This window comes from Phenylobacterium sp. FG114, assembly GCF_057809855.1.
Genome location: NZ_JBMDKU010000006.1, coordinates 54224 through 77950, shown reverse-complemented (window position 1 = coordinate 77950; position 23727 = coordinate 54224). Strand labels below are relative to the sequence as shown.

23 protein-coding genes are annotated in these 23727 nt (G+C 68.7%); 11 read left to right on the top strand and 12 right to left on the bottom strand.

What is annotated here, in order from left to right; all coding sequences use genetic code 11:
- Positions 1 to 181: 181 nt before the first annotated feature.
- Positions 182 to 958, top strand: coding sequence for a phytanoyl-CoA dioxygenase family protein (locus ACODSY_RS11780; protein WP_488951939.1), 777 nt, complete (start codon positions 182 to 184; stop codon positions 956 to 958).
- Here the strand turns inward: ACODSY_RS11780 and ACODSY_RS11775 are convergent.
- Both ACODSY_RS11775 and divK read right to left on the bottom strand, forming a co-directional pair.
- The gene (locus ACODSY_RS11775) at positions 955 to 2319 is read right to left on the bottom strand and encodes a PleD family two-component system response regulator (protein ID WP_488951938.1); all 1365 of its coding nucleotides are present in this window, start codon (positions 2317 to 2319) and stop codon (positions 955 to 957) included. The two genes, ACODSY_RS11780 and ACODSY_RS11775, sit on opposite strands and share 4 nt — an antisense overlap.
- A gap of 2 nt (positions 2320 to 2321) precedes the next feature.
- Positions 2322 to 2687: a cell-cycle response regulator DivK gene (divK, locus tag ACODSY_RS11770; protein ID WP_296599222.1), complete on the bottom strand. Its 366-nt coding sequence runs from the start codon at positions 2685 to 2687 to the stop codon at positions 2322 to 2324.
- A 108-nt stretch (positions 2688 to 2795) separates the two neighbouring features.
- On the opposite strand from divK, the gene ACODSY_RS11765 reads away from it, so the two are divergent.
- A complete protein-coding gene (locus ACODSY_RS11765) occupies positions 2796 to 3452 on the top strand; it encodes a hypothetical protein (protein WP_488951937.1) in 657 nt (218 codons plus the stop codon).
- On the opposite strand, the gene ACODSY_RS11760 is transcribed toward ACODSY_RS11765, so the two are convergent.
- Positions 3449 to 4915 (bottom strand): MFS transporter, encoded by a 1467-nt coding sequence (locus ACODSY_RS11760; RefSeq protein ID WP_488951936.1) that lies wholly within the window; start codon positions 4913 to 4915, stop codon positions 3449 to 3451. The genes ACODSY_RS11765 and ACODSY_RS11760 overlap by 4 nt on opposite strands.
- A 166-nt stretch (positions 4916 to 5081) precedes the next feature.
- Between ACODSY_RS11760 and ACODSY_RS11755 the strand changes: the two genes are divergently transcribed.
- The 5 genes from ACODSY_RS11755 (at position 5082) to ACODSY_RS11735 (ending at position 12467) form a co-directional block, all read left to right on the top strand.
- The gene (locus ACODSY_RS11755) at positions 5082 to 5957 is read left to right on the top strand and encodes an ROK family protein (RefSeq protein ID WP_488951935.1); all 876 of its coding nucleotides are present in this window, start codon (positions 5082 to 5084) and stop codon (positions 5955 to 5957) included.
- Entirely contained in the window at positions 5954 to 7225 is a 1272-nt protein-coding gene (locus ACODSY_RS11750; RefSeq protein ID WP_488951934.1) for a DNA polymerase IV, read from the top strand. The genes ACODSY_RS11755 and ACODSY_RS11750 overlap by 4 nt, the downstream gene beginning before the upstream one ends.
- Positions 7226 to 7422: 197 nt before the next feature.
- Positions 7423 to 7752, top strand: a complete 330-nt coding sequence (clpS, locus tag ACODSY_RS11745) for an ATP-dependent Clp protease adapter ClpS (protein WP_068877522.1) — start codon at positions 7423 to 7425, stop codon at positions 7750 to 7752.
- A 5-nt stretch (positions 7753 to 7757) separates the two neighbouring features.
- Complete coding sequence (gene clpA, locus ACODSY_RS11740; protein ID WP_488951933.1) at positions 7758 to 10073, top strand: ATP-dependent Clp protease ATP-binding subunit ClpA; 2316 nt, start codon at positions 7758 to 7760, stop codon at positions 10071 to 10073.
- Positions 10074 to 10493: 420 nt separating this feature from the next.
- Positions 10494 to 12467 carry an ATP-binding protein gene (locus ACODSY_RS11735; RefSeq protein ID WP_488951932.1) on the top strand — a complete coding sequence of 658 codons (1974 nt, stop codon included), beginning with the start codon at positions 10494 to 10496 and terminating at the stop codon, positions 12465 to 12467.
- A gap of 55 nt (positions 12468 to 12522) precedes the next feature.
- Here the strand turns inward: ACODSY_RS11735 and ACODSY_RS11730 are convergent, their stop codons facing one another.
- Positions 12523 to 12957 carry an HIT family protein gene (locus tag ACODSY_RS11730; protein ID WP_488951931.1) on the bottom strand — a complete coding sequence of 145 codons (435 nt, stop codon included), beginning with the start codon at positions 12955 to 12957 and terminating at the stop codon, positions 12523 to 12525.
- An 81-nt stretch (positions 12958 to 13038) separates the two neighbouring features.
- On the opposite strand from ACODSY_RS11730, the gene ACODSY_RS11725 reads away from it, so the two are divergent.
- Entirely contained in the window at positions 13039 to 13596 is a 558-nt protein-coding gene (locus ACODSY_RS11725; protein WP_488951930.1) for a DUF4287 domain-containing protein, read from the top strand.
- Here the strand turns inward: ACODSY_RS11725 and ACODSY_RS11720 are convergent.
- From ACODSY_RS11720 to ACODSY_RS11705, 4 genes are all read right to left on the bottom strand, one after another.
- Entirely contained in the window at positions 13593 to 14756 is a 1164-nt protein-coding gene (locus ACODSY_RS11720; protein ID WP_488951929.1) for a GNAT family N-acetyltransferase, read from the bottom strand. The two genes, ACODSY_RS11725 and ACODSY_RS11720, sit on opposite strands and share 4 nt — an antisense overlap.
- Positions 14753 to 15514 (bottom strand): glycerophosphodiester phosphodiesterase, encoded by a 762-nt coding sequence (locus ACODSY_RS11715; protein WP_488951928.1) that lies wholly within the window; start codon positions 15512 to 15514, stop codon positions 14753 to 14755. Before ACODSY_RS11715 ends, ACODSY_RS11720 begins: the two co-directional genes overlap by 4 nt.
- The gene (locus ACODSY_RS11710; RefSeq protein WP_488951927.1) at positions 15511 to 15972 is read right to left on the bottom strand and encodes a RidA family protein; all 462 of its coding nucleotides are present in this window, start codon (positions 15970 to 15972) and stop codon (positions 15511 to 15513) included. The genes ACODSY_RS11715 and ACODSY_RS11710 overlap by 4 nt, the downstream gene beginning before the upstream one ends.
- Positions 15973 to 16154: 182 nt before the next feature.
- A complete protein-coding gene (locus ACODSY_RS11705; protein ID WP_488951926.1) occupies positions 16155 to 16589 on the bottom strand; it encodes a phasin family protein in 435 nt (144 codons plus the stop codon).
- A gap of 292 nt (positions 16590 to 16881) precedes the next feature.
- Here ACODSY_RS11705 and ACODSY_RS11700 point away from each other — a divergent pair, with 292 nt between their 5' ends.
- Positions 16882 to 18189 carry a D-alanyl-D-alanine carboxypeptidase gene (locus tag ACODSY_RS11700; protein WP_488951925.1) on the top strand — a complete coding sequence of 436 codons (1308 nt, stop codon included), beginning with the start codon at positions 16882 to 16884 and terminating at the stop codon, positions 18187 to 18189.
- Between the two features lie 52 nt (positions 18190 to 18241).
- On the opposite strand, the gene ACODSY_RS11695 is transcribed toward ACODSY_RS11700, so the two are convergent.
- On the bottom strand, positions 18242 to 18670 hold the full coding sequence (locus ACODSY_RS11695; protein ID WP_488951924.1) for a DnaJ domain-containing protein: 429 nt from the start codon (positions 18668 to 18670) through the stop codon (positions 18242 to 18244).
- Positions 18671 to 18674: 4 nt separating this feature from the next.
- A complete protein-coding gene (locus tag ACODSY_RS11690) occupies positions 18675 to 19508 on the bottom strand; it encodes a division plane positioning ATPase MipZ (RefSeq protein ID WP_488951923.1) in 834 nt (277 codons plus the stop codon).
- 141 nt (positions 19509 to 19649) lie between these two features.
- Here ACODSY_RS11690 and panC point away from each other — a divergent pair, with 141 nt between their 5' ends.
- A complete protein-coding gene (gene panC, locus ACODSY_RS11685; protein WP_488951922.1) occupies positions 19650 to 20501 on the top strand; it encodes a pantoate--beta-alanine ligase in 852 nt (283 codons plus the stop codon).
- Between the two features lie 4 nt (positions 20502 to 20505).
- Here the strand turns inward: panC and ACODSY_RS11680 are convergent, their stop codons facing one another.
- Together ACODSY_RS11680 and ACODSY_RS11675 are read right to left on the bottom strand one after the other, a co-directional pair.
- Positions 20506 to 20916 carry a DUF1489 family protein gene (locus ACODSY_RS11680; RefSeq protein WP_488951921.1) on the bottom strand — a complete coding sequence of 137 codons (411 nt, stop codon included), beginning with the start codon at positions 20914 to 20916 and terminating at the stop codon, positions 20506 to 20508.
- A gap of 41 nt (positions 20917 to 20957) precedes the next feature.
- The gene (locus ACODSY_RS11675; RefSeq protein WP_488951920.1) at positions 20958 to 21797 is read right to left on the bottom strand and encodes an enoyl-CoA hydratase-related protein; all 840 of its coding nucleotides are present in this window, start codon (positions 21795 to 21797) and stop codon (positions 20958 to 20960) included.
- Positions 21798 to 21869: 72 nt separating this feature from the next.
- On the opposite strand from ACODSY_RS11675, the gene ACODSY_RS11670 reads away from it, so the two are divergent.
- Complete coding sequence (locus tag ACODSY_RS11670; protein ID WP_488951919.1) at positions 21870 to 23678, top strand: patatin-like phospholipase family protein; 1809 nt, start codon at positions 21870 to 21872, stop codon at positions 23676 to 23678.
- Positions 23679 to 23727 lie beyond the last annotated feature (49 nt).

Sequence of the window (23727 nt, the reverse complement as noted above, 5' to 3'; positions counted from 1 at the left end):
ATGGCGGTGAGCTTGGCCGTGGCGCAAGATTGACGTCGCGCCCGCCGGGGCCGATCATCTTGACGACCGCCCGCGCCTCGCGGGGTCGCCGTGGGGACGCCCCGCGGTAAATCAGCCGATCCGCCTTCGGGTGGGGACGCCGATTTACCGCGGGGCGCTTCTCTTTGGAGGAGCCGCCGCCATGGCCCCTGCCCCACTCGGCATGACACCCGAACAGCTCGCGACCTACGAGGCCGAAGGCGTCGTGCGCCTTCCGGGCGCCGTCCCGGCCGCCGACGTCGACACCCTCGCCGAGGTGGTCTGGCGACGCTTGCGCACCGGCCACGGCATCGTCCGCGACAAGCCCGAGACCTGGATCGTTCCGCACCCGGCTCAGCTCGCGGCCAAGACCCACGAACTGGCCGGGATGGCCAGCCCGACCGTGCGGGCGGTGCTCGACCAACTTCTCGGCGTCGATGGCTGGACGCCGCCCGAGCGCTGGGGGCTGCCGCTCGTCACCCTGCCCGGCTTCGCCCAGCGCCGGGACGTGCCCCACAAGGGTTGGCACCTGGACGTCCCGGCGACCGCCGAGCCGCCCAGCGTGGCGCGGGTGTTCGTGCTGCTCGGGCAGCTGGCGGCCGGTGGCGGGGGAACCGGCTACATCGCGGGTTCGCACCGTGTGCTCCAGGCTCTCGCCCGGGACGCCGGCCGCCCCGTGAAATCCGGCGACGCGCGCGCCTTGCTGGCGATGCGGGAGCCCTGGTTCGCGGCGTTGTTTTCGAAGCCGCAAGGCGAGGATCGGGAGGCGCGCTTCGTACGTGAGCCCGGCGTGGCGACGGGGGTCCCGGTCAGGGTGGGCGAAATGACCGGCGAGCCCGGGGACGTCTACATCATGCACCCGCTCATCCTGCACGCGGTCATGCCGAACGCCGGGCGCGGGCCGCGGCTGATGCTGACGGAATGGGTGTACGGCCGCTAGGCCGCCCGGGCGATGACCCGGTTCCGGCCGCGGGACTTGGCCTCGTAGACGGCCTCGTCGGCGCGCTTGAGCAGCGCGGTCGGACTGTCGTCGGCGCCGGTGCTGGAGGCGACGCCGATGGAGATGGTGACGGCCAGAAGTTCCTCGCCGCCCATGACGCGGAACGGGGCGCCGGCGGCATGCAGGCGGATGCGCTCGGCGATGCGGCGGGCGTCTTCCAGGTCGGTGTCGGGCATGACGACGACGAATTCCTCGCCGCCGTGGCGCACCGGCAGGTCGATCGCGCGGACGTTGGAGGCCAGGCGCACCGCGAACTCCGAGAGCACTTCATCGCCGACATCGTGGCCGAAGCTGTCGTTGACCTTCTTGAAGTGGTCGATGTCGATGACCAGCAGCGAGACCGGCTCGCCGCCCTGGTTCGCGCGGCGCATCAGCGCCTCGAGCTGGCCGGCCATGTAGCGGCGGTTGTGCAGGCCCGTGAGCTGGTCGGTGACCGCGAGCTCCAGCGAGTGGTCCAGGTTGGAGCGTAGATAGTCGGTGTAGCGTTTGCGGCGGATCTGGGTGCGCACCCGCGCCGCCAGTTCGCCCGGATCGATGGGACGGGCGAGGATGTCGTTGACGCCGATCTCCAGCGCCTTGACCGCCTTCTGGCGCTCGTCGAAGTCGGCGATGGCCAGGATCGGCAGGCTGCGCGTGGCCTCGTCCGAGCGGAGCTGGGCGGCGAAGCGCAGGCCGTCGAAGGCTTTGGCGTTCGCATTGACGATCACCAGGTCGACGGGGCCGCGGGCGGTCAGCACCGCCTTGTAGGCCTCGGTCTCGACTACCGGACGGTGCTCGATGGCCAGTTCGGCGGCGACCCGCTCGGCCTGGCGCTGGTTGTCGTCGACGATGAGGATGCGGCCGCCCGACCCGCCCAGGCGCGAGGCGGCGCCGGCGATCACGCCCATGCGGCGGCCCGAGGCCTCCCGGGCGCGCAGCTCGTCGATCACGGCCTTCAGGCGCGTCAGGCTGCGCACGCGGGCGAACAGCATCACGTCGTCGATGGGCTTGGTCAGGAAGTCGTCGGCGCCGGCTTCCAGCCCCGCCACGCGGTCGGCGCGGCCGTCGAGGGCGGTGACCAGCACCACCGGAACGTGGCGCGTCTCGGGGTCGTCCTTCAGCCGGCGGCAGACCTGGAAACCGTCCATGCCAGGCATCATCACGTCGAGGAGGATGATGTCAGGCTGTTCGGAGGCGGCGATCGCCAGGGCCGTCGGGCCGTCGCTGGCCGTCAGGACGTCGTAGTACTCGGCCGAAAGCTTGGCCTCGAGCAGGCGCACGTTGGATTCGATGTCGTCGACGACCAGGATACGCGCGGTCATGGCTAGTTCAGCAGGCGCTTGATGGTGTCGAGGAAGTGCGAGACCGAGATCGGCTTGGAGATATAGGCCTCGCAGCCGCCCTCACGGATCCGTTCCTCGTCGCCCTTCATGGCGAAGGCGGTGACCGCGACCACGGGGATGTGGGCCAGATCGTCGTCTTCCTTCAGCCACTTGGTGACCTCGAGGCCCGAGATCTCCGGCAGTTGGATGTCCATCAGGATCAGGTCGGGCTTATGCTCGCGCGCAAGCGACAGCGCCGCGAGACCTTCGCGGGTCTCGAGGGTTTCGTAGCCCTGGGCTTCGAGCAGATCATGAAAGAGCTTCATGTTCAGCTCGTTATCCTCGACGATGAGGACCTTCTTGGCCATTCGGGACCCGACGCTTTCGGAGGCGCGGCCGGATTTCGGCCCTCCCCATCCATCCGGAGCTTATGGGTCCGGATATACTTAAACTTCGTTATCCGCGCTGGAACCCCCTTGGCCGAAGCTCCGCAGATCGTCGCACCGCCACTGGCCGCCTTGGGGCTCTCCATCGAACGGCCGCTGGTCCTTGTGGACGTGGACGAGGTGCTGGGCCTGTTCATGCAGGGGTTCGGCGACTTCCTGGCGGGGCATGGCCTCGAGATGCGAATCGACCGGTTCGCCCTGTTCCAGAACATCTACCGCCCCGGCGAGGCCGAGCATTATCCCCTCGAGGACGGCAAGAAGCTGTTCGACGCCTTCTTCGCCACGCGCTGCCACGAGATCGAGCCGGCGCCCGGCGGGGTCGAGGCGCTCAAGCGACTTTCGAAGTCGGCGGAGATTCTGATTCTCTCCAACGCCCCGGCCGAGGCCGAGCGCCTGCGGACCGAGTGGCTGCGCAAGCACGGCCTGCCCCATCCGCTGATCCTGAACTCTGGGCCGAAGGGTCCCATCGCCGCGGGCCTGGTCGCCCAGACCCCGCGGAAGACCGCCTTCGTCGACGACCTGCTGCCGAACCTGGACTCGGTCCAGGACCACTGCCCGGCCACCGCCACCTTCCAGCATGTCGCCGACCTGCGCCTGCGTCCGCTGGCCCCGATGTCAGACCGCCACCCTCGCATCGACGATTGGTCCGACCTCGCCGAGGCCATCGAGGCGGCGGTGCGGGATTAGCCCTTCGCCGCCAGCTTGCTGACCGTGGCCTCGTGGTCGGCCTTGGTGATGCGGTAGAGCGAGATCGCCAGGATCGCGCCGCCGTACAGCATCGCCAGGACCACGATGTACGACAGCCCCAGGCGGTCGATCACCTCGGGCGCCACATGGCCCGGCTTGGCGTCGTTCGGGAAGGCCACCAGCGCCAGGATCGCGCTGGAGATGAAGATGCCCACGCCCGAGACCACCTTGGCCACGAAGGCGCTGACCGAGAAGAACAGCCCCTCGGACCGGCGGCCGGTGCGCAGCTCCGAGTCCTCGACCACGTCGGCCATCATCGAGGAGATCAGGATCGAGGTGATGATCGTCGCGCCCGTCGACAGCGCGCCGGCCACGAACAGCACCGGCACCAGCGCCGCGTCGCCGTTCTCGGGGAACACGCCCAGCAGCCGCAGCAGGATCGGCCCGGCGGCCAGGACCAGCGACAGGGCCTTCATCACCCGGGCCGCGTCGCGCTTGCCCAGGAATTTCGACACCGGCGGGGCAAACACCAGCGCCAGGATCGCCGAGACGAAGTTGGCGGCCGCCAGGATCGCGATCTGGCTGGAGGAAAGCTCCCACAGATAGGTGCCCATGTAGAGCACCAGCGACAGGACCAGGCCCTGGGCCATGGAGTTGAACAGGCCGGCCACGATCAGCATCAGGAAGGAGCTGTGGGACACTGTGGCGGCCATCTCCCGGAAGATCTGCGACAGCGACACCTTGCGCACCGGCGGCACGCGCAGTTGCGGGATGTGGCGGTGGGTGCCGGCCGCCGAGACCAGGATCGCCACCAGCATGATGGCCGCCGCGCACAGGGCGTAGGCGTGGTAGCCGTCGCGGTTGAGCTGGCCCACGGGGTTCTCGGCGGAGGGGCGCAGGAACACCTGCAGCGCCAGGATCGTCATCCCCACCCCGCCGAACCAGCCGAAGAACTGGCGGAAGGCGAAGACGCGGGTGCGCTCGTGATAGTCCTGGGTCAGCTCGGGCGCGAGCGCCGACGAGGGGATCTCGTACATGGTGATGAAGCTGCGGATGATGATCGCCACCACGACGAGGTAACCAAACAGCAGCGGCGGCGAGAGGTCCGGCGGGTTCCAGAGCAGGATGTAGGACAGGGCCACCGGCACGGCGGCGGCGTACATGAACGGGTGCCGACGGCCCCAGCGCGAGCGCCAGTTGTCCGATACCTGACCCATGATCGGGTCGAGGATCGAATCGAACATCAGCGCCACGAGGATCGCCGTGCCGACCGTGGCCGCCGGCAGGCCGACCACCTGGTTGTAGAAGATCAGTAGCAGGGACGAGAACCCCTGGTCCTTCACCCCGAACGCCACCGTGCCGACGCCGTAGAACAGCTTGGTCGACATCCCGAGCTTCGCTGGCCTGACGGCGTCCGCGCTCTTGACCGGGGCGGCGTCAGCGGAGGGGGCGGCCTCGGTCATCGTCACTCCCTGCGCCGATCTGTAGGCCGGCGACGCCTGAAACAACTTATCGTACGTTGTAAATTTCAACAAGAATGCGGCGACCTTGCGAGGAAGTCCCCCATAGTCTTACGCCGGGGGCCGCGCGGGAAGTGAGCGCGCGGAACACATCGGGTATGCAGGGGCGATGATCCGCATCGGCGTGGACTTCGGCGGCACCAAGATCGAGGCGGCGGCGCTCGACGCCGACGGCCGATTCCAGGCGCGGGTGCGCGGCCCCACGCCGCCGGACTATGAGGACCGGTTGTCGGCGACCGCCGAGATCGTAGCCGAGACCGAACGGCAGGCTGGCGTGTCGGTCACCCGCGTCGGTGTGGGCGGCCCGGGATCGCCATCGCCGGTCACCGGCCTGATGCGCAACTCCAACTCGACGGTGCTGAACGACAAGCCGTTCCCCGCGGACCTCCAGCGGGTGCTGCGGCGCGACGTCCGCTACGCCAACGACGCCAACTGCCTCGCCTTGTCCGAGGCCCGCGACGGCGCGGCGGCGGGGGAAGGCGTGGTCTTCGCGGTGATCGTCGGCACCGGCTGCGGCGGCGGGATCGCGGTGGACGGCCGGCTGGTCGAGGGCCGCAACCTGATCGCTGGCGAATGGGGCCACACGCCCCTGCCCTGGCCGAAGCCCGAGGAGTCGCCGGGCCTCCAGTGTTGGTGCGGGCGGACCAATTGTCTGGAGCTGTGGCTCAGCGGCACCGGATTCGCCCGCGACGCAGGCCGCCACGCCGAGGAGGTGGTCGCCCGCCCCGACGCCGCCGGGATCGGGGCGCTTGACCGCTATATCGACCGCCTGGGCCGCGCTCTGGCCGTCGTCGCCGACATCCTTGATCCGGACGTCATCGTCCTGGGCGGCGGGATCTCGAACCTGGGCGTGCTGTACGAGCGCCTCCCCGCCGCCATCGCCCCGCACGTGTTCTCCGACGTCTTCGAGACGCCCGTCCGCAGGGCGCTGCACGGGGACAGTTCCGGCGTGCGCGGGGCGGCCTGGCTGTGGCCACTCGAATGAAGGCCTTCTGCCGCGACTGCTTCTGGCAGGGTGACGAGGCCGCCCGGCGCTGTCCCGAGTGCGGCTCGCCGCGCGTCATCGCCCACCCTGAGTTGGGCGCCCTGTCCATCGCCCACATGGACTGCGACGCCTTCTACGCCAGCGTGGAAAAGCGCGACCGTCCAGAACTGCGCGACGTGCCCGTGATCGTCGGCGGCGGAAAGCGGGGCGTGGTCACCACCTGCTGCTACATCGCGCGCATCAAGGGTGTCCGCTCGGCCATGCCGATGTTCAAGGCGCTGAAGGCCTGCCCCGAAGCGGTGGTGATCAAGCCGGATTTCATAAAGTACCGCACGGAGTCCAAGCGCATCCTGGGCATGGCCGCCGAACTGACGCCACTGATGCAGAACCTCAGCCTCGACGAAGCCTGGATGGACCTGTCCGGCACCGAACGCCTGCACGGCGCGCCGCCCGCGGTCACGCTCGCCCGGCTGCAGGCGCGGATCGAGGCTGAGACGGGCCTGACCGTCTCCATCGGCCTGGCGCTGAACAAGTTCCTGGCCAAGGTCGCCTCCGACCTCGACAAGCCTCGCGGCTTCTCGGTGATCGGCCACGAGGCGCAGGCCTTCCTGGCGCCGAAGCCGGTGAGGATCCTGCCCGGCGTCGGGCCCGCGATGTTGGCCAGCCTGGAGAAGGCCGGCTACCGCACCGTAGGTGACCTGGCCCGCGCCGACATCAAGGTGCTGGCCGACCGCTGGGGCGCCTATGGCCTGCGCCTGCACGACCTCAGCCACGGTCGAGACCAACGGGCGGTGAACCCCAACGAGGCGCGCAAGGGCATCAGTTGCGAGACCACCTTCAACGAGGACCTCACCCGGATCGCCGACCTGGAGGACAAGCTGGCCCCGCTGGCCGAGCGGGTCGCCCGCCAGGCGCGGCAGGGCGGCGTCGCCGGCCGGGTCGTCACGCTGAAGCTGCGCACCACCGACTTCAGGATCGTGACACGGCGCCGCACCCTGCCCGTAGCCACCCAGACCGCCCGCACCCTGTTCAAGGTCGGCCGCGAGCTGTTGGCCAAGGAGGCTGGCGGCCGGCCTTGGCGGCTGATCGGCATCGGGATCGCCGACCTGATCGACGCCGAGAGCGCCAGCGACGACTTCTTCGCCGGCGACGAGCGCAAGGCGCTCTCCACCGAGAGGTCGCTGGACGCGATCCGCGAGAAGTTCGGGGCGGGCGCGGTGACCTCGGGCCGCATCCTACGCGCCCGTTCGGCCGCCGAGGACGACTGAGCTTCACTTCACAAGGCGGTGATTCTTGGGAGAGGCGGCCAGGCTGCGGCGTTCGACCACAGCGGCGCTGCGGATTTCGTAATCACTGTGGGCGCAAGGTGGTCACAGTGAATTCAACCCTTCCAAAGTGCGATATCTTCCATATCTAATCAGGTTGGCAGCCGGCGTTTGGCGGCCGACCCTTGGAGAACGGACAGATGAGCGAGCGGAAGGAAGGTGGCGCTGACACCGGCGTTCGCTCGGCGGTGATCACGCAGACCAAGCCGAAGACGCAGAAGCCGTCGATGTACCGCGTTCTGTTGCTTAACGACGACTACACTCCGATGGAATTCGTCGTCTACGTACTGGAACAATTCTTCAATAAGTCGCGCGAAGACGCGACTCGCATAATGCTCCATGTCCATCAGCACGGCGTGGGCGTTTGCGGGGTCTACACATACGAAGTGGCGGAAACAAAAGTGGCCCAGGTCGTTGATACGGCGCGGCGGCACCAACACCCGCTGCAGTGCACCATGGAGAAGGACTAAGGCGCTTGCCTTCATTTTCTCGCCAACTCGAAGAATCCCTGCATCGCGCCGTGGCGTACGCCAACCAGCGCAAGCATGAATACGCCACCCTGGAGCACCTGCTCCTCAGCCTGATCGACGACGAGGACGCCGCCGGCGTGATGCGCGCCTGCGACGTGGAACTCGGCGCGCTGCGCACCACGCTCACGAACTACGTGGACAATGAGCTGCGCTCGCTGGTCGTCGACGACGGTGAGGACGCCAAGCCCACGGCCGGCTTCCAGCGCGTGATCCAGCGCGCGGTCATCCACGTCCAGTCCTCGGGCCGCGAGGAGGTCACCGGCGCCAATGTGCTGGTCGCCATCTTCTCGGAGCGCGAGAGCCACGCCGCCTACTTCCTGCAGGAGCAGGACATGACGCGGTACGACGCGGTGAACTACATCGCCCACGGCATCGCCAAGAAGGCCGGCGCCTCTGAAGCCAAACCCGTCAAGGGCGCGGAAGACGAGGACAAGCCCCAGGTGAAGACCGGCGGCGAGGCCCTCGAGGCCTACTGCGTCAACCTCAACGAGAAAGCCAAGCAGGGTAAGGTGGACCCGCTCATCGGCCGCATGGCCGAGGTCGAGCGCTGCATCCAGATCCTGTGCCGGCGGACCAAGAACAACCCCCTGCTCGTCGGCGACCCCGGCGTCGGCAAGACCGCAATCGCGGAAGGCCTGGCGCGCAAGATCGTCAACAAGCAGGTCCCCGAGGTCTTGGCGAACTCGACCATCTTCTCGCTCGACATGGGCGCGCTGCTGGCTGGCACCCGCTACCGCGGCGACTTCGAAGAGCGCGTGAAGCAGGTGGTCAAGGAACTCGAGAACCACCCGGACGCGGTGCTGTTCATCGACGAGATCCACACCGTGATCGGCGCCGGCGCCACCTCCGGCGGGGCCATGGACGCATCGAACCTGCTGAAGCCGGCCCTGGCCTCGGGCACGCTCCGCTGCATGGGCTCCACCACCTACAAGGAGTTCCGCCAGCACTTCGAGAAGGACCGGGCCCTCGTCCGTCGCTTCCAGAAGATCGACGTGAACGAGCCCACGATCGACGACACGATCAAGATCCTGAAGGGCCTGAAGGTCTACTACGAGGAGTTCCACAAGCTCCGCTACACCAACGACGCCATCAAGGCGGCGGTGGAGCTGTCGGCCAAGTACATCACCGACCGGAAGCTGCCGGACAAGGCCATCGACATCATCGACGAGGCCGGCGCCTCGCAGATGCTGCTGCCCGAGGGCAAGCGGAAGAAGACCATCGGGCTGAAGGAGGTCGAGGCCGTCGTCGCCAAGATCGCCCGCATCCCGCCGAAGTCGGTCTCCAAGTCCGACACCGAAGCGCTGAAGCAGCTCGAGGGTGACCTGAAGCGCGCGGTCTACGGCCAGGACCTGGCCATCGAGCAACTGTCCGCGGCCATGAAGATGGCCCGGGCCGGCCTGCGCGACGCCAACAAGCCGATCGGCAGCTACCTCTTCTCGGGCCCCACCGGCACCGGCAAGACCGAGACCGCCCGCCAGCTGGCCTCGACCCTGGGCATCGAGCTCCTGCGCTTCGACATGTCGGAGTACATGGAACGCCACACGGTCAGCCGCCTGATCGGCGCGCCTCCCGGCTACGTCGGCTTCGACCAGGGCGGCCTGCTGACCGACGCCGTCGACCAGCATCCGCACTCGGTGGTCCTGCTGGACGAGATCGAGAAGGCGCACCCTGACGTCTTCAACATCCTGCTCCAGGTCATGGACCACGGGCAGCTGACGGACTCGAACGGCAAGAAGATCGACTTCCGGAACGTGGTCCTGATCATGACCACCAACGCCGGCGCCTCCGACGCGCAGAAGAACTCAATCGGCTTCGGCCGCGGCAAGGCGGACGACGAGGTGGAAGAGGCCCTGAAGCGCCTGTTCACCCCGGAATTCCGCAACCGCCTGGACGCCATCGTCCAGTTCAAGCCGCTGACGCCCGAGATCATCCGCCAGGTGGTGCAGAAGTTCGTCATGCAGCTGGAAGCCCAGCTGGCGGACCGCCACGTCACCATCGAGACCTCGGACGAGGCCGCCGACTGGCTGGCCAAGAACGGTTTCGACGAGCTCTACGGCGCCCGGCCGCTGGCCCGGGTCATCCAGGAGAACATCAAGAAGCCGCTCGCCGACGAGATCCTCTTCGGACGCCTCGCCAAGGGCGGTCACGTCAAGGTGGTGCTCAAGGACGCCAAGCTGGCCTTCGAGATCGAGGGCGACGAGCGCGAGCCCGGCGCCCCGGTGGTCGAGAGCCCGGCGGACGAGCCGGAAGCGGTGGACTGATCCACGGCCTCAGGTCTGGAACCGCGAAGGCCCGGGAGCGATCCCGGGCCTTTTGCTTTCGGGCGCGGCGGCTGTACGCCGCTTCCGGAGCTCTCGTTTCAGGTTCCCCGGGTCTGTTCGGGCCTGTGCTAGACTTCAAGCGACGCCGTCGCTGATCTGGACTGGGAACGATGCTGCGCCTCGCGCCTTTCGATCCCGATCCCCATGGGACGGACAAGCTTAGGCATCCGTTCCGCGATGTCGGGGCGGGCGCCGGCTTGAGGCTCTGGTTTGGTTCATCTCCCGTCTCCGAGGGACCCCCGAATGAGCGCAAGCGATCAAGCGCCGAACGGAGCCGCCAGGGAGGGTGCGGCGCCTGAGCCAGCGGCCTCAGGTCTCGCCTTTCCCGCGTTCCTGCCCGGCGGTGGCGAGATGGGCGCGATGATGCGTCGACACGACTGGTCGAGGTCACCGCTCGGCGCGCCGGAGACCTGGTCGCAATCGCTCCTGTCGGTCACCCGCCTCCTGTTGAACTCCAAGTTCCCGATGTTCGTGGCCTGGGGTGGCGAGTTGGGCTTCCTCTACAATGACGCCTACGCCGAAATCCTCGGAGCCAAGCATCCGGCCGCCCTGGGCCGGCCTTTCCGGGAGATCTGGGCGGAGATCTGGCCCGACATCTCCCCGCTGATCGACGCGGCCCTCTCCGGCCAGGCGACCTATCGGGAAAACCTTCCCCTCGTCATGAACCGGAAGGGGTTCGACGAGCAGACCTGGTTCACCTTCAGCTACTCCCCCGTCCACGAGGACGATGGCCGGGTCGTCGGGATGTTCTGCGCCGTGGCCGAGACCACCGGCCAGGTCCTCGCCGAGCGGCGGCTGCGGGAGCTCAACGAAAACCTGGGGGAGCAGGTCGCCCTCCGCGTCGCCGAACGCGACCAGCTCTGGAACCTGTCGCAGGACATGCTGGCAAGGGCCGATTACGACGGGATGATGTCCGCCGTGAGTCCCGCCTGGGAGGATCTGCTGGGCTGGACCGAGCCCGAACTGCTGAGCCGCGGCTACGCGACCTTCATGCACCCGGACGACGCCGGCGCCACGCTGGCGGCGCTCGAGCGCATGGGGCAGACCGCCCTGCCCACCCGCTTCGAGAATAGGATCGCCACGCGCGAGGGTGGCTGGAAGAACATCGAATGGACCGTGGCCCCGGAACGCGATGGAAAGAACTTCATCGCGGTGGGACGGGACGTGAGCACCGCGCGCCAACGCGAGGCGGAGTTGGCCGCCGCTCAGGAAGCGCTGCGCCAAAGCCAGAAAATGGAGGCCATGGGCCAGCTCACCGGCGGCGTGGCCCATGACTTCAACAACCTGCTGACCCCGATCGTCGGCGCCCTCGACATGCTCCAGCGCCGCGGTGTGGGCGGGGCGCGTGATCAGCGCTTGATCGCGGGCGCAGCCCAGTCGGCCGAGCGCGCGCGGGTGCTGGTGCAACGCCTCCTGGCCTTTGCCCGGCGGCAGCCACTCAGCCCCGTTCCGGTCAATGTCGCGAAGCTGGTGCGGAACATGGCCGACCTGGTCACCAGCACCATCGGCCCGCAGATCCGGGTGACTGTCGACACCGGCCATGATCTCCCTTGGGCCAGCGCCGACGCCAACCAGCTCGAAATGGCGATCCTCAATCTCGCCGTGAACGCGCGCGACGCCATGCCGAACGGCGGCGACCTAACCATCAGCGCGGTGGCGGCGACCAACCGTGACTCGACCGCCGCGGGGCTGCGTCCGGGCGCCTACGTCCGCCTCACCGTGGCGGACACCGGCGTTGGGATGGACGCCGCGACCCTCGCGCGCGCGGCCGAGCCCTTCTTCTCCACGAAGGGAGTGGGGCGCGGGACGGGCCTTGGGCTGAGCATGGTCCACGGCTTGGTCTCGCAGCTCGGAGGCGCCCTCACCATCTCCAGCGAGCCCGGTCGCGGCGCCGCCGTCGAGCTATGGCTGCCGCAGACCGCCGCGGTCGGGCCGGCGCCTGACTTCCTGCCGACGGTAGTCGAGACCCAAGGCGGAAGCCGCACGGTGCTGCTCATCGACGACGAGGAGATCGTTCGCCTGAGCACGGCCGACATGCTGAACGACCTCGGCTACCGGGTCGTCGAAGCCGGCTCCGCGCCCGAGGCTTTGCGCTTGATGGCCGAGGGTATCGACGTCGACTTGGTGGTCACCGATCACCTGATGGCAGGCATGACAGGCGCCGAACTCGCGTACGCCCTCAAGCGATCGCACCCCGAGCTGCCCGTGCTGGTCGTCTCCGGCTACGCCGAGGAAGGGGGGATCTCCGCGGACCTGCCCCGCCTCACGAAGCCGTTCCGCCAGGATGAACTGGCGGCAAGCCTGGTCGCCCTGGTGGGCGGACGGGCAGATTGATGTAAGCGGCCGGGCAAGCTGCATGCGGGTTGGCCGGCGTGCAGGCCGGCGCGTGCTAGGCGATCATCGCCGAGATCCGCTCGGCCAACCCCTTCAGCTCGTCCATGTCCGCCATGCCCTCGGCGTGACGGCCCAGCGGCACGCCCTCCCAGCGGGGGATGATGTGGACGTGGAGGTGATAGACGGTCTGCCCAGCCGGGGCGCCGTTGAATTGGCTGATCTGGAGGCCGTCGGGATTGAGCGCTGCGCGCACCGCCCGGGCCACCCGCTGCACGCCCAGCATCAGCGGCCCGATGATCTCGGGCGCCTCCTCCAGGAAATTGCGGGCCGTGGAGTGCTTCGGGATCACCAGGACGTGGCCCTTGGCCTGCGGGAACACGTCCATGAACGCCATCACGTGGTCGTCCTCGAACACCCGTACCGACGGCGCCTCGCCCCGCAGTATCTTGGCGAAGATGTTGTCCGCGTCGTAGGTCCCGTCCAAGCTCATGCGCCGCGCTCCTCAATGCGCGGCAAGGCCTACCAAATCGCCTCGGGGTGGGGAATGTCACAAGCGAACAAGCCGTCGACGATGACCGCGCGCCAGGAGAAGTGGTTCGCCTCGATCCTGGAGAGCATGGAGCGCGAGACCGGCAAGACCCTAGACGAGTGGGTGGCGATCGCCCGGACCTGTCCCGAGACCAAGCCCGGCGCGCGCAAGGCCTGGTTCAAGGCGCAGCACGGCATCGGCACGAACCGCGCCAGCGTCATCCTGGGCCAAGCCTTCCCCGAGACCGCCCACTGGGCCGAGCCCGACAACCTGCGCGACACGCTGTGGTCCGACGCGGACGCGCGGAAGATCCTGGATGCCATTGAGGCGGCGGTGGCGCAGTTCCCGGGCCTGGTGTCGGCCCAGCGCAAGGGCTTCACCGCCTTCTCCAAGGAATTCCAGTTCGCCTCGGCCCGGCCGGTGAAGGGCGGCGTGGTCCGGCTTGGCCTTGCCGTCGAACCCTCGACCGACCCCCGCCTGGAGTCGCCGAGGAACGAAGGCTGGAGCGAGCGGCTGAAGGCGGTGCTGGTCCTCTCCTCCCCCGCCGACGTCGACGGCCCCGTGAAGGCGCTGCTGAAGCTGGCTTGGGAGCGGAGCTAAGTCCCGGCGCGGAACGGCGAAAACTCCTCCTCGAGCCACTCCATTTCCTGTTCCACCCCGGCGCGCTCCTGCTCCAGGAAGCGCTCGACGGCGCGGCGCAGGGCGGGGTCGGTGATGTAGTGGGCGGAATAGACCGCCTTTGGCAGGTAGCCGCGGGCGATCTTGTGCTGGCCCTGGGCCCCCGCCTCGACCCGAGGCAGGCCGTGTTCGATCGCCCACTGGATGGCCTGGTAGTAGCAGAGCTCGAAGTGGAGGAACGGAACCTCCTCCACGCAACCCCAGTGGCGCCCGTAGAGGCAATCGCCGCCGATCAGGTTCAACGCCCCGGCGATCCAGCGGCCGCCCTTCCGCGCCATGACCAGTAGCACCCGCTCGGCCATCCGCTCGCCGAGCAGCGAGAAGAAGGCGCGTGTCAGATAGGGCCGCCCCCACTTGCGCGAGCCGGTGTCCATGTAGAAGCGGAAGAAGGCGTCCCAATGGTCCTCGGTGAGGTCGCCGCCCGTCAGGCAGACGATCTCGGCTTCGGCCTGCGCATCCCGACGCTCGCGGCGGATGGTCTTGCGACGCCCAGAGGACAAGGCGCCCAGGAAGTCGTCGAAGTCGCGGTAGCCTCGGTTCTCCCAGTGGTACTGCTGACCTTCCCGCCGCCCCAGCCCCTGCTCCCCCGCCCAGCGCCACTCGGCCTCGGTGAGGAAGTTGAGGTTCAGGCCGGACGCGCCGTAGCGCTCGCACAGCGTCAGCCCGCCGCCGAGCAGGAAGCGCCAGGCCTCCTCCTGGTCGACGTCGGGCCGGGCCAGCAGCCGCGCCCCGGTCGCAGGCGTGAACGGCGCCGCCGACAGCAGCTTCGGATAGTACTGCCCCCCGGCCCGCTCGTAGGCGTCGGCCCACGCGTGGTCGAAGATGTATTCGCCCTGGCTGTGGCTCTTCAGGTAGAGCGGCATCACCGCGGCGACGCGGCCGTCCTCGTCCTCGACCGAGAGGTGCTGCGGCCCCCAACCGGTGCGCTCCACGGCGCAGTTGGTCTCCTCCAGTGCATCCAGGAAGTCGAAGCGGATGAACGGATTGGCGTCGTAGGCAGGATTGTCGGCGCAGGCGTCCCAGGCCTCGCGGCCGATCTCGGAGATACGGCGGGAAACCTTCACCGCCGGCGTCAGCTTCACGCGGCAAAGCCTTCGAAGATCAGGTTGTCGCAACCGTCCTTGATCGCGTCCCACTGCGCCGGCTCGCGCACGGTCCAGGCCACCACCGGCATCCCCTTGGCGCGGTACTCGGCGGCCTTGGGGCTGGGCAGCATGTCGAGGCCAAGGGCCAGGAAGTGAGGCCGGGCGATCTCGACATGCTCCAGGGCGGCGAACGACCGGCGCTGGTCATCGGCCATGTGGGGCGCCTTATCGTAGGAGTAGCTGTCGAGGCCCCGCAGCACGCCCGGATAGCGGTCGGCGAACCAGGCGTGGGAGTACGGGTTGAAGCCGATGATGCAGATCGGCCCGTTGTGGTCGGCGATCACTTCGTGCACGCGCTGCTCGAGCGGCCCCACATCGCCGTAGGGCGTCTTCAATTCGATGTGAACCATGGCCCGGTGGCCAATCAACGCCAGCGTCTCCAGCAGCGTCGGGATCGGCTCGTCGGACCCCTTGAGACGCAGCTCGCCCAGCTCTGCTGCACTGCGATCGCGAAGCCGGCCTTCAACGCCGGTCATGCGCGCCAGCTTGTCGTCGTGGAAGACCATCGCCTCGCCGTCCGCGGAGAGCTGGACGTCCAGTTCGATGCCGTAGCCGGCGGCGCACGCGGCCTGGAAGGCGCCCAGCGAGTTCTCGGGCGGTCCGCCGATCGCCCACAGCCCGCGGTGGGCGATCGGCGGGTGGAAGAGGAGGTCCCAGGCCTGGCCGAAGGCGCCCTTGCCCGCGACGTCCTTCACCGGACTTGCACCACAGCGTCGACCTCGACCGCGAAGTTCATCGGCAGGCGGTAGACGCCGACCGCCGAGCGTGCGTGGCGCCCGGCGTCGCCCAGCGCCTCGACCATCAGGTCGGAGCAGCCGTTGACCACCTTGGGGATGTCGAAGAATTCCGGCCCGGCCTGGACGAAACCGCCCAGCTTCACGACGCGGACCACCCGGTCGAGGTCGCCGTCACAGGCAGCCTTCATCTGGGCCAGCAGGTTGATCCCGCAGATGCGGGCCGCGCGCACGGCGGTATCGAAATCGACGTCCTCGCCCACCACGCCGCGGATCCCGCCCGAGGCGTCGACCGATACCTGGCCTGAAATGTGGACCAGGTCGCCGACCCTGACGAACGGCACGTAGTTGGCCACGGGCGCGTTGGGCTTGGGCAGCTCGATCCCGAGGCCGGCGAGACGATTTTCGACTTGCGACATGGCGCCACGTCTAGCCCCGACACGCGCAAAGAAAAAGGGCCAGCCCTCGCGGACCGGCCCAAACGCTTACTTGGGAGAACAGGCGCTCTGAACGGGGGAGATCGGAGCGCGGGTACGCTTACTCAGGGACAGGAAAGCCCGGGCGCGGACCCGGGCTTTCGAACTTCCGTACTCGTGGAAGCTTAGCGGACGGCCTGGAACTTCTCGACGGTCGCGGTCACGCGCTCGTTGATCGGCTTCATCGATTCCTTGACCGACGAGGAGACGGTCTCGGACATCTTGGCGAACTCGGCCATGTAGGTTTCCAGAGCGGACTTGGCGAAGGCGGTCTGCAGTTCGACCACTTCCTGCACGCTCTTGGCGCCGGCGAGCGACTTGGCGGCGCTCACCTGCGTATCGAAGACGGCCTTGGAGAAGGCCATCGCCTGGGCGCCCAGGGCTTCCGCGCCCTTGGCCGAAGCCGTCGCCGAAGCGACCATGGCTTCCAGGTTCTTCTTCGAATGGGCGTTCAGCTCGTTCATCGCGGCCAGGCTCTTCTCGACGCCGTCCTTGAAGGCGACGTTGGTGGCGGCGGTGAATTGCTCGACGGTGGACTTCGCGGCTTCGGCGGCGGCCATGGGAGGCTCCTGCGAAAAGAGGGACGGGGAACGGCGGCGTGGGGCGCACAGGCCCCTGGATCACACCCTCTTCTCTCATGTTGCAGTGCAGCAGTCAAACACTTTTTGTGCAGTGCAACATGACGAGCGCCGTCGTGCGGAAGCTGCGCCTTCAGAGCCCATTCATCTGGCGCCGCGACAATTGCGCCCGTTCAATCCTTGTTTACTCTCCTGCAAGGGTAAGGGACGCATGGTACGAACTTCCCCGGGCGGCGCTGTTGCCGTCTCAACGCTTTGATTCGACGGACGAAGCATGATCCAGCACGCCCGCCGCCTGTTGCTTACGATCGGTCTGGCTGCGGCCACGGCCCTCGGCGCGGCGACCACGCCCGCCATGGCGCAGGTCCCGTACTTCCAGCTCATCCCCCAGAACTCGTCTAAATACGCGGCGATCGTCGTCGACGCGAAGACGGGCGAGGTGCTGTACGCCAAACGCGCCGACGCGCCGCGGTATCCCGCCTCGATCACAAAGGTGATGACGCTGTACCTGGCGTTCGAGGCGCTGGCGTCGGGCAAGATCCAGCTGGACGATCCGGTCGTGTTCTCGCCGCGCGCCGCGGCCCAGGCGCCGACGAAGCTGGGCGTGCGCGCCGGCGATTCGATCACCGTCGAACAGGCCATGCAGGGCATGGTCACCCGCTCCGCCAACGACGCCGCCGTGGCCATGGCCGAGAAGCTGGGCGGCACCGAGCAGCGCTTCGCCGCGCTGATGACGCTTCGGGCCCAGGAACTCGGGATGGTGAACACCAACTTCGCCAACCCGCACGGCCTGCCCGACAGCCGAAACATTTCGACCGCCCGCGACCTGGCGATCCTGTCGCGTGCGGTGATGCGCGACTACCCGCAGTACTACCGCCTGTTCTCTACGAAGAACTTCCAGTTCCGGGGCCAGAGCATCCGCAACCACAACGGCCTGCTCTACACCATGGACGGTGTGGACGGCCTGAAGACCGGCTTCACCAACGCCTCGGGCTTCAACCTGGCGGTCTCGGCCGTGCGGGACGGGCGTCGCCTGATCGCCGTCGTCATGGGCGGCCCGACGGTCGCCACCCGCAACAAAGTGGCCGAGGGCCTTCTGCTGACCGGCTTCGACGTGCTGAACCGCCGCGCCCATGGCGAGCAGATCACCGTGGCGCAGAACTTCTTCGAGCCGCCGCAGCTGGCCGAGGCGACGCAGCCTTCCATGCAGCAGGGCGACACCGAGGCCGGTCTCGGGGTGGCGCTGGTGTCCTCGACGCCGCCGTCGCGCGCCTCGAGGATCCAGATCGTCGAGCCCAAGAACGTTCCGAAGCTGAGCGGCAAGGGCAAGTCCCAGGCTGCCGGCCGCTGGACCGTTCAGGTGGGCACCTTCTCCAATCGAGCCGACGCCCGCGAGCAGATCGCCCTGGTCGAGAAGAAGTTCGGCAAGCAGTTCGACGACGCCCGCGGCGTGGCCGAGAAGGACGGCGGCAAGTACCGCGCCCGTTTCTCCGGCATGTCGGAAGGCGACGCCAAGAACGCCTGCAAGACCCTCAAGGCCAAGAAGCAGCCCTGCCTGGTGATGGCGCCAGGCCGAGGCTGATCTGCCTCTTCATGCGTGTCCAAAGGCCCCGGTTCGCCGGGGCCTTTTTCGTTCAGCGCCCCAGCAGTCGATCCCGCGCGGCGTTGAGCTGGGCGGCCAGGCCCGCCGTTCCGCCCTTGTCAGGGTGCACCGCGCGCATCAAGCGGGTGTAGGCGGCCTGGATCTCGGCGCGGCTGGCCTCGGCGCCCACGCCCAGGATCCGGCGCGCTTCGGTGTCGCTCATGCGTGCTGTCGGCGGCGGCGCAGCAACGGCCGCGGCAGTCTTGCGGGACGAGGCCGCCAGCCACAGCCCGACGACCACCAGCACGATCGCGGAACCCCAAGAGCCGCGCACGCCGACGAACACGGCGGCCGTGAAGGCGGCCAGCGCCATGGCCGCGGTCAGGATGCGCCATTCGCGGCGCTTGAGGATCGGGGTCTTGCCGCCGGTCAGCCAGAGGTAGCCCGCGAGCAGCACGCCGCCCAGGGCGAGGTAGAGCATCGGCCTATTCTGCGGCCATTCGCTCGCTTTCGTCCAATCCGTTGAAGCCGAGCGCCACCATCACCGCCCGCAGTTCCTGGCGCGCGGCCACGTGCTGCAGCCCCATGGCGACGGGGCGGATGGCGGGCGACAGGTCCGCAACCGTCAGGCCGAACGGGAACAGCTCGCGATAGATCACCCGGTCGCGCAGGCCGGGTCCCACCCGGAAGCCAACCTTCTTGGCCAGGGCCGTCACGCGCTCGTCGAGGCGGCGGCGATTGCGGGCCTCGGTGGGCGCCAGGCGGTTGCGGAGCACCACCCAGTCGATCTGCTTGCGCTCGCGGGTCGCGCGCTCCTTCCGGCAGGCCCACACCGTCTCGGCGTAGAGGCTGTGGCGCTTGAGGTCCAGAGTGACGGGATCGACCACGCCCAGCATGTCGAAGTCGACGAAGCTGTCGTTCATCGGCGTGACGATAAGGTCGGCCTTCACGTGGGCCGCCCGCATGATGGCGGTGTCCGCGCCGGGGGTGTCGATCAGGACGAAGTCCGCCTGCCCCGCCACCTCCGCGAAGGCCTCCTCGAAGCGCGCGAGCTGTTCGGCGTCCGGCGCCTTGGCCAGGGCGTCGCCCGCCGAGCTGATCGGATGCTCGATCGGCATGGGCGCGTCAGCCGCGTTGGCCGCCAGCCAAGCCCGCCGGTTGGCGAAGAAGTGGCCCAGGGTCTGCTGGCGCAAGTCGAGGTCGAGGACGGCGACCTTGGCGCCTGCGTGCAGCAGTGCGGTGACGATATGGATGGCGAGCGTGGACTTGCCGGCCCCGCCCTTCTCGTTGCCGACCACGATGACGCTGGCCTGGCTCATGATCTTTCAGCTCCCCATCGGCCGCAGAGGCCGACTCATCAACCTGCACAGGTGAGCGCGGCGGACGCCGCAGCGTCAACGCGCGTATGGTCGCCGTCTGTGGATGGACTTGCGTCCAGCCCCCGACCATAAGCCGCGCCCATGTCAGATCTTCGTATCGTCCGGACCATCGCCGATCTCCGCGCCCAGGTGTCCGCCTGGCGGCGCGAGGGCCTGCGCGTGGGTTTCGTGCCAACGATGGGGGCGCTGCACGAGGGCCACCTTTCGCTGGTGCGGCTGGCCGGGACCAAGGCTGACCGCGTCGTCGCCAGCATTTTCGTGAACCCCACCCAGTTCGGACCCAACGAGGACTTCGACGCCTATCCGCGCGACGAAGCCCGCGACGCCGAGCTGCTGGCCGGCGCGGGCTGCCGCCTGCTGTTCGCGCCGACGGTGGCGGAGATGTATCCGCCCGGCGCGGCCACCACCGTCACCGTGGCGGGGGTCTCCGAACCCTTGGACGGCTTGGCGCGCCCGGGCCACTTCGCCGGCGTCGCCACGGTGGTGACGAAGCTCCTGAACCAATGCGCGCCGGATGTCGCCGTGTTCGGCGAGAAGGACTTCCAGCAGCTGGCGGTGATCCGCCGTCTGGTCCGGGACCTGGATATCCCTGTCGAGATCGTGGGCGGCCCGACCGCGCGTGCGGACGACGGCCTCGCCCTGTCGTCCCGCAACGCCTACCTGACCGAGGCCGAACGGCCGGTCGCGGCGCGCCTCAACGCCGTCTTGCGCGAGGTCTTGGCCAAGGTGCGGGCGGGCGAGCCGGTCGCCCCGGCCGAGCAGGCCGCCGTGAGCGCGCTGCTTGCTGCGGGCTTTCGCAAGGTGGACTACGTCGAGGCTCGCGTTCCCGACAGCCTGGAGCGTCTCGGACCCGGGCCGGCGACAGGCCCGCTCCGCGTGCTCGGCGCGGCGCACATCGGCCGCACCCGCCTGATCGACAATCTCGGCGACTGAGCCCCTACCAGGCGCCGACTTCGCGAAGCTGGCGCGCCAGCTCGTCGGGCACGTCGCCGAAGGCCTCGGCGTCCAGGTCACCCGGAGCATCCTTGGGATCGAGATAGCGCCACCCCTGGAACGCGCGCCGCGGCGTGGGGGCGACGCGGACCACGTCCTCGTCCAGCGTGATCTCGCAGCGGGCGGTCACGCCCTCGCCCACCGTATTGATGGCCAACAGGCGCTGGCGGCACAGGATCACGCCCTTGAACACGCGGTAGATCGAGCCGCCGTCCAACATCTCAGCCTGGCGCTTCGGCGTCATCCGCGTTCGCAGGATCCAGGGTTCGTTGGGCTGGTAATGCGTCTTCCGCCAGTCGAGCAGGTCCTCGATGGTCTCGGCGCCGACCACCAGCTTGATCATGTGCAGGGCCATGGCGCTGGATTACGGCTGTGACCCGCACTTGGGAAGTGCGGCTACTCCGCCCAACGCGCCTTGCGCCGCTCGAGGAAGGCGCGGACGCCCTCCTGCCCTTCGTCGCTGACCCGCGCCGCAGCGATGCGATGCGCCGTCAGTTCCAGCAGATCGCGGTCGATGACCCGGCCGGCCACATCATCGACGAGCCGCTTGGAGCCCTCCACGGCGCCCGGCGCACAGGCGATCATCTCGCTGGCGATCCGATGCGCGGCGACCTGAAGAGCCGTGGCGTCCGCGACCGTTTCGGTGACGAGACCCACCTTCTCGGCATAGGCGGTGTCAAAGATGCGCGCCGTGGCGAACAGCGCCCGCGCCGTGCGCGGCCCGACGGCCTCGATGACGTAGGGGCTGATGGTGGCGGCGATGAGCCCCAACTTCACCTCGGAGAAGCTGAACTTCGCGTCGCTCGTGGCGATGGCCATGTCGCAGGCGGCCGCCAGGCCCGCACCGCCGCCGAACGCCCCGCCCTGGACCAGCGCCACGGTCAGCGCCGGCAGGTCGCGCAGCGCCTTCAGCATCTTCGCCAGTTCCATGGCGTCGGCGCGATTGTCGGCCTCGGTGCGATCCACGGCTGCCCGCATCCAGTCGAGGTCGGCCCCCGCCGAGAACGTTCCGCCCGCGCCGCGCACGAAAACCACCCGCACGCCCTCCGCGCCCGCCAGGGTGTCGAAGGCCTCGGCCAGGGCCGAGATCAGCCCCTCGTCGAAGGCATTCTTCTTCGCGGGCCGGTTCATGGTGACCGTCACGGCGCCGGCACGGGTGGCCGAGATGTGGACGAGCTCGGTCGTGGCGCTGACGTCGGGAAACTCCACCAGGGGATGGGCGATCTCATTGGTCATGCGCGAACTCCTCGGACGGCGGGGAGCGCAGCCATAGCCCTCGCCGTCCCGGGACGCTACCCTCCCGCCGTCGTGGGCCCTCTACCGGAAATTCCCGTCGATTCGGCGCTCGCGCGGCTGTTCCGCCACCCGCGCGCGCGGGAGGAGACCATCTGGTTCTCGCTGCCCGGCGGGTCGAAGCTGTTCGGCCAGGGCGACCCGTCGGACCAGCTGTACGTCGTGCGCACGGGCCGGCTCGGCGCCTTCCGCCGCGAGGAGGGCCAGGAGTCGCATTTCCTGGGCGTGATCCGCCCCGGCGAGCCGGCGGGCGAAATGGCGCTGATCGCGGGCATCCCGCACTCGGCCGACGTCTATGCGCTGCGCGATTCGGAGATCTTCGCGGTGCCCAAGGACGCCTTCTTCGAAGCCTGCGACGCGGACGGAGCCGTGATGACCGAGCTGGCCCGGCTCATGATCCTGCGGAGCCGCCAGACGGCGCGGCGCGGACCCGTCGGCGAACCCTCGGTGTTCGGCTTCGTGCCCATCGGCCGGCCGGGTGTGATCCGGCCGATGGTGGAGCGGCTGGAGCGCGAAATCGCCGCCTTGGGCTACGCCGTCACCACCGTGGGCGCCGAGGCGGCGTCCGCGCCAACCGAATGGTTCTCGGAGGTCGAGCGAGTCCACGACTTCGTCCTCTATGTCGCCGAACGCGACGAGGCCTCATGGGCGCCGTTCGTGCCGCGCCAGGTCGACAGGCTGTTCCGCGTGGGCCGCGGCGACCGGGCGGCCGAGCCGGAAGGCGCCCTGGCCGGCTCCAGCACGCTGCAGGACCAGGGCCTGGTCGACCTGATCCTGATGCAGCCGGTGGACACCCAGCGACCGCATGGGTCGGAAGCCTGGCTCGACGCGACCAGCGCGGCGCGCATCTTCCATGTCCGGCGGGGGTCGGCGCCGGACTTCCAGCGACTGGCGCGCGTGCTCACCGGACAGTCCGTTGGCCTGGTGCTGTCGGGCGGCGGCGCGCGGGCTTATGCCCACGTCGGCGCGATCAAGGCGCTCCGGGAGCGCAACGTGCCCATCGACTTCGTGGGCGGCTCGTCGATGGGCGCGATCGTCGGCGCGGGCCTGGCCATGGGCTGGACCGAGCAGGAGATGGACGCCCGGCTGCACGAGGCGTTCGTCGATTCCAGCCCGCTCGACGACATCGCCCTGCCCCTGCTGGCCATGACCCACGGGGTCAAGGTGAGCGACCGTCTGGCGCAGCACTTCGGTGAGACTCAGATCGCCGACCTGTGGCTGCCGTTCTTCTGCCTGTCGTCCAACCTCACCACCGGCGCATACCAGCTCCATCGCCGCGGCCTGCTTCGCCAGGCGCTCCGGGCCTCCATCGCCCTTCCCGGGGTGATGCCGCCCGCCACCGATGGCCCCAACGTGCTGGTGGACGGCGCGGTGATGAAGAACTTCCCCGCCGACATCATGCGCGCCGCTCACCTCGGCCCGATCGTCGGCATCGACGTGACCACGGCGCGCAGCATCACCGCCAAGGACGTGGCGCGACCGTCCTCGGTCTGGCGCTGGATTCGCTCGGGGCAATGGCGGCTGGGTCCGCCGATCGTCTCGCTGCTCATGCGGACGGCCACCGTGTCGACCGGACGCGACCTGGCCGCCGCGCGAGAGGTCACCGACGTGCTGATCCAGCCCGACGTCTCGAAGATCGAAATCCGCGACTGGAGGGCCTACGACGACGCGGTCGAAGCGGGCTACCGCGCCACCCTCGCGGCCCTGGACAAGACCACGCGGCCGATTCCCGAACTCCGCCGCCGGGCCTCGCTGCGCGAACAGGCGGCGGCCGGCGCCGTCATGACGCCTTTCATGGCCTCGACCACGGCTGCGGCGGAATGAAACGTTGGCAGATCCGCAAAACGCACCCCATATTCGACTTGTGTTCAAC

Excerpts from the sequence above, each read along its gene's own strand:
- divK (WP_296599222.1), bottom strand. The coding sequence starts at position 2,687 with ATGGCCAAGAAGGTCCTCATCGTCGAGGATAACGAGCTGAACATGAAG.
- ACODSY_RS11710 (WP_488951927.1), bottom strand. The coding sequence starts at position 15,972 with ATGTCGCAAGTCGAAAATCGTCTCGCCGGCCTCGGGATCGAGCTGCCC.
- ACODSY_RS11780 (WP_488951939.1), top strand. The coding sequence starts at position 182 with ATGGCCCCTGCCCCACTCGGCATGACACCCGAACAGCTCGCGACCTAC.
- ACODSY_RS11730 (WP_488951931.1), bottom strand. The coding sequence starts at position 12,957 with ATGAGCTTGGACGGGACCTACGACGCGGACAACATCTTCGCCAAGATA.
- ACODSY_RS11755 (WP_488951935.1), top strand. The coding sequence starts at position 5,082 with ATGATCCGCATCGGCGTGGACTTCGGCGGCACCAAGATCGAGGCGGCG.
- ACODSY_RS11675 (WP_488951920.1), bottom strand. The coding sequence starts at position 21,797 with ATGACCAATGAGATCGCCCATCCCCTGGTGGAGTTTCCCGACGTCAGC.
- ACODSY_RS11700 (WP_488951925.1), top strand. The coding sequence starts at position 16,882 with ATGATCCAGCACGCCCGCCGCCTGTTGCTTACGATCGGTCTGGCTGCG.
- ACODSY_RS11760 (WP_488951936.1), bottom strand. The coding sequence starts at position 4,915 with ATGACCGAGGCCGCCCCCTCCGCTGACGCCGCCCCGGTCAAGAGCGCG.
- ACODSY_RS11705 (WP_488951926.1), bottom strand. The coding sequence starts at position 16,589 with ATGGCCGCCGCCGAAGCCGCGAAGTCCACCGTCGAGCAATTCACCGCC.
- ACODSY_RS11725 (WP_488951930.1), top strand. The coding sequence starts at position 13,039 with ATGACCGCGCGCCAGGAGAAGTGGTTCGCCTCGATCCTGGAGAGCATG.
- clpS (WP_068877522.1), top strand. The coding sequence starts at position 7,423 with ATGAGCGAGCGGAAGGAAGGTGGCGCTGACACCGGCGTTCGCTCGGCG.
- ACODSY_RS11680 (WP_488951921.1), bottom strand. The coding sequence starts at position 20,916 with ATGGCCCTGCACATGATCAAGCTGGTGGTCGGCGCCGAGACCATCGAG.
- panC (WP_488951922.1), top strand. The coding sequence starts at position 19,650 with ATGTCAGATCTTCGTATCGTCCGGACCATCGCCGATCTCCGCGCCCAG.
- ACODSY_RS11775 (WP_488951938.1), bottom strand. The coding sequence starts at position 2,319 with ATGACCGCGCGTATCCTGGTCGTCGACGACATCGAATCCAACGTGCGC.
- ACODSY_RS11695 (WP_488951924.1), bottom strand. The coding sequence starts at position 18,670 with ATGCTCTACCTCGCCCTGGGCGGCGTGCTGCTCGCGGGCTACCTCTGG.
- ACODSY_RS11690 (WP_488951923.1), bottom strand. The coding sequence starts at position 19,508 with ATGAGCCAGGCCAGCGTCATCGTGGTCGGCAACGAGAAGGGCGGGGCC.
- ACODSY_RS11735 (WP_488951932.1), top strand. The coding sequence starts at position 10,494 with ATGATGCGTCGACACGACTGGTCGAGGTCACCGCTCGGCGCGCCGGAG.
- ACODSY_RS11750 (WP_488951934.1), top strand. The coding sequence starts at position 5,954 with ATGAAGGCCTTCTGCCGCGACTGCTTCTGGCAGGGTGACGAGGCCGCC.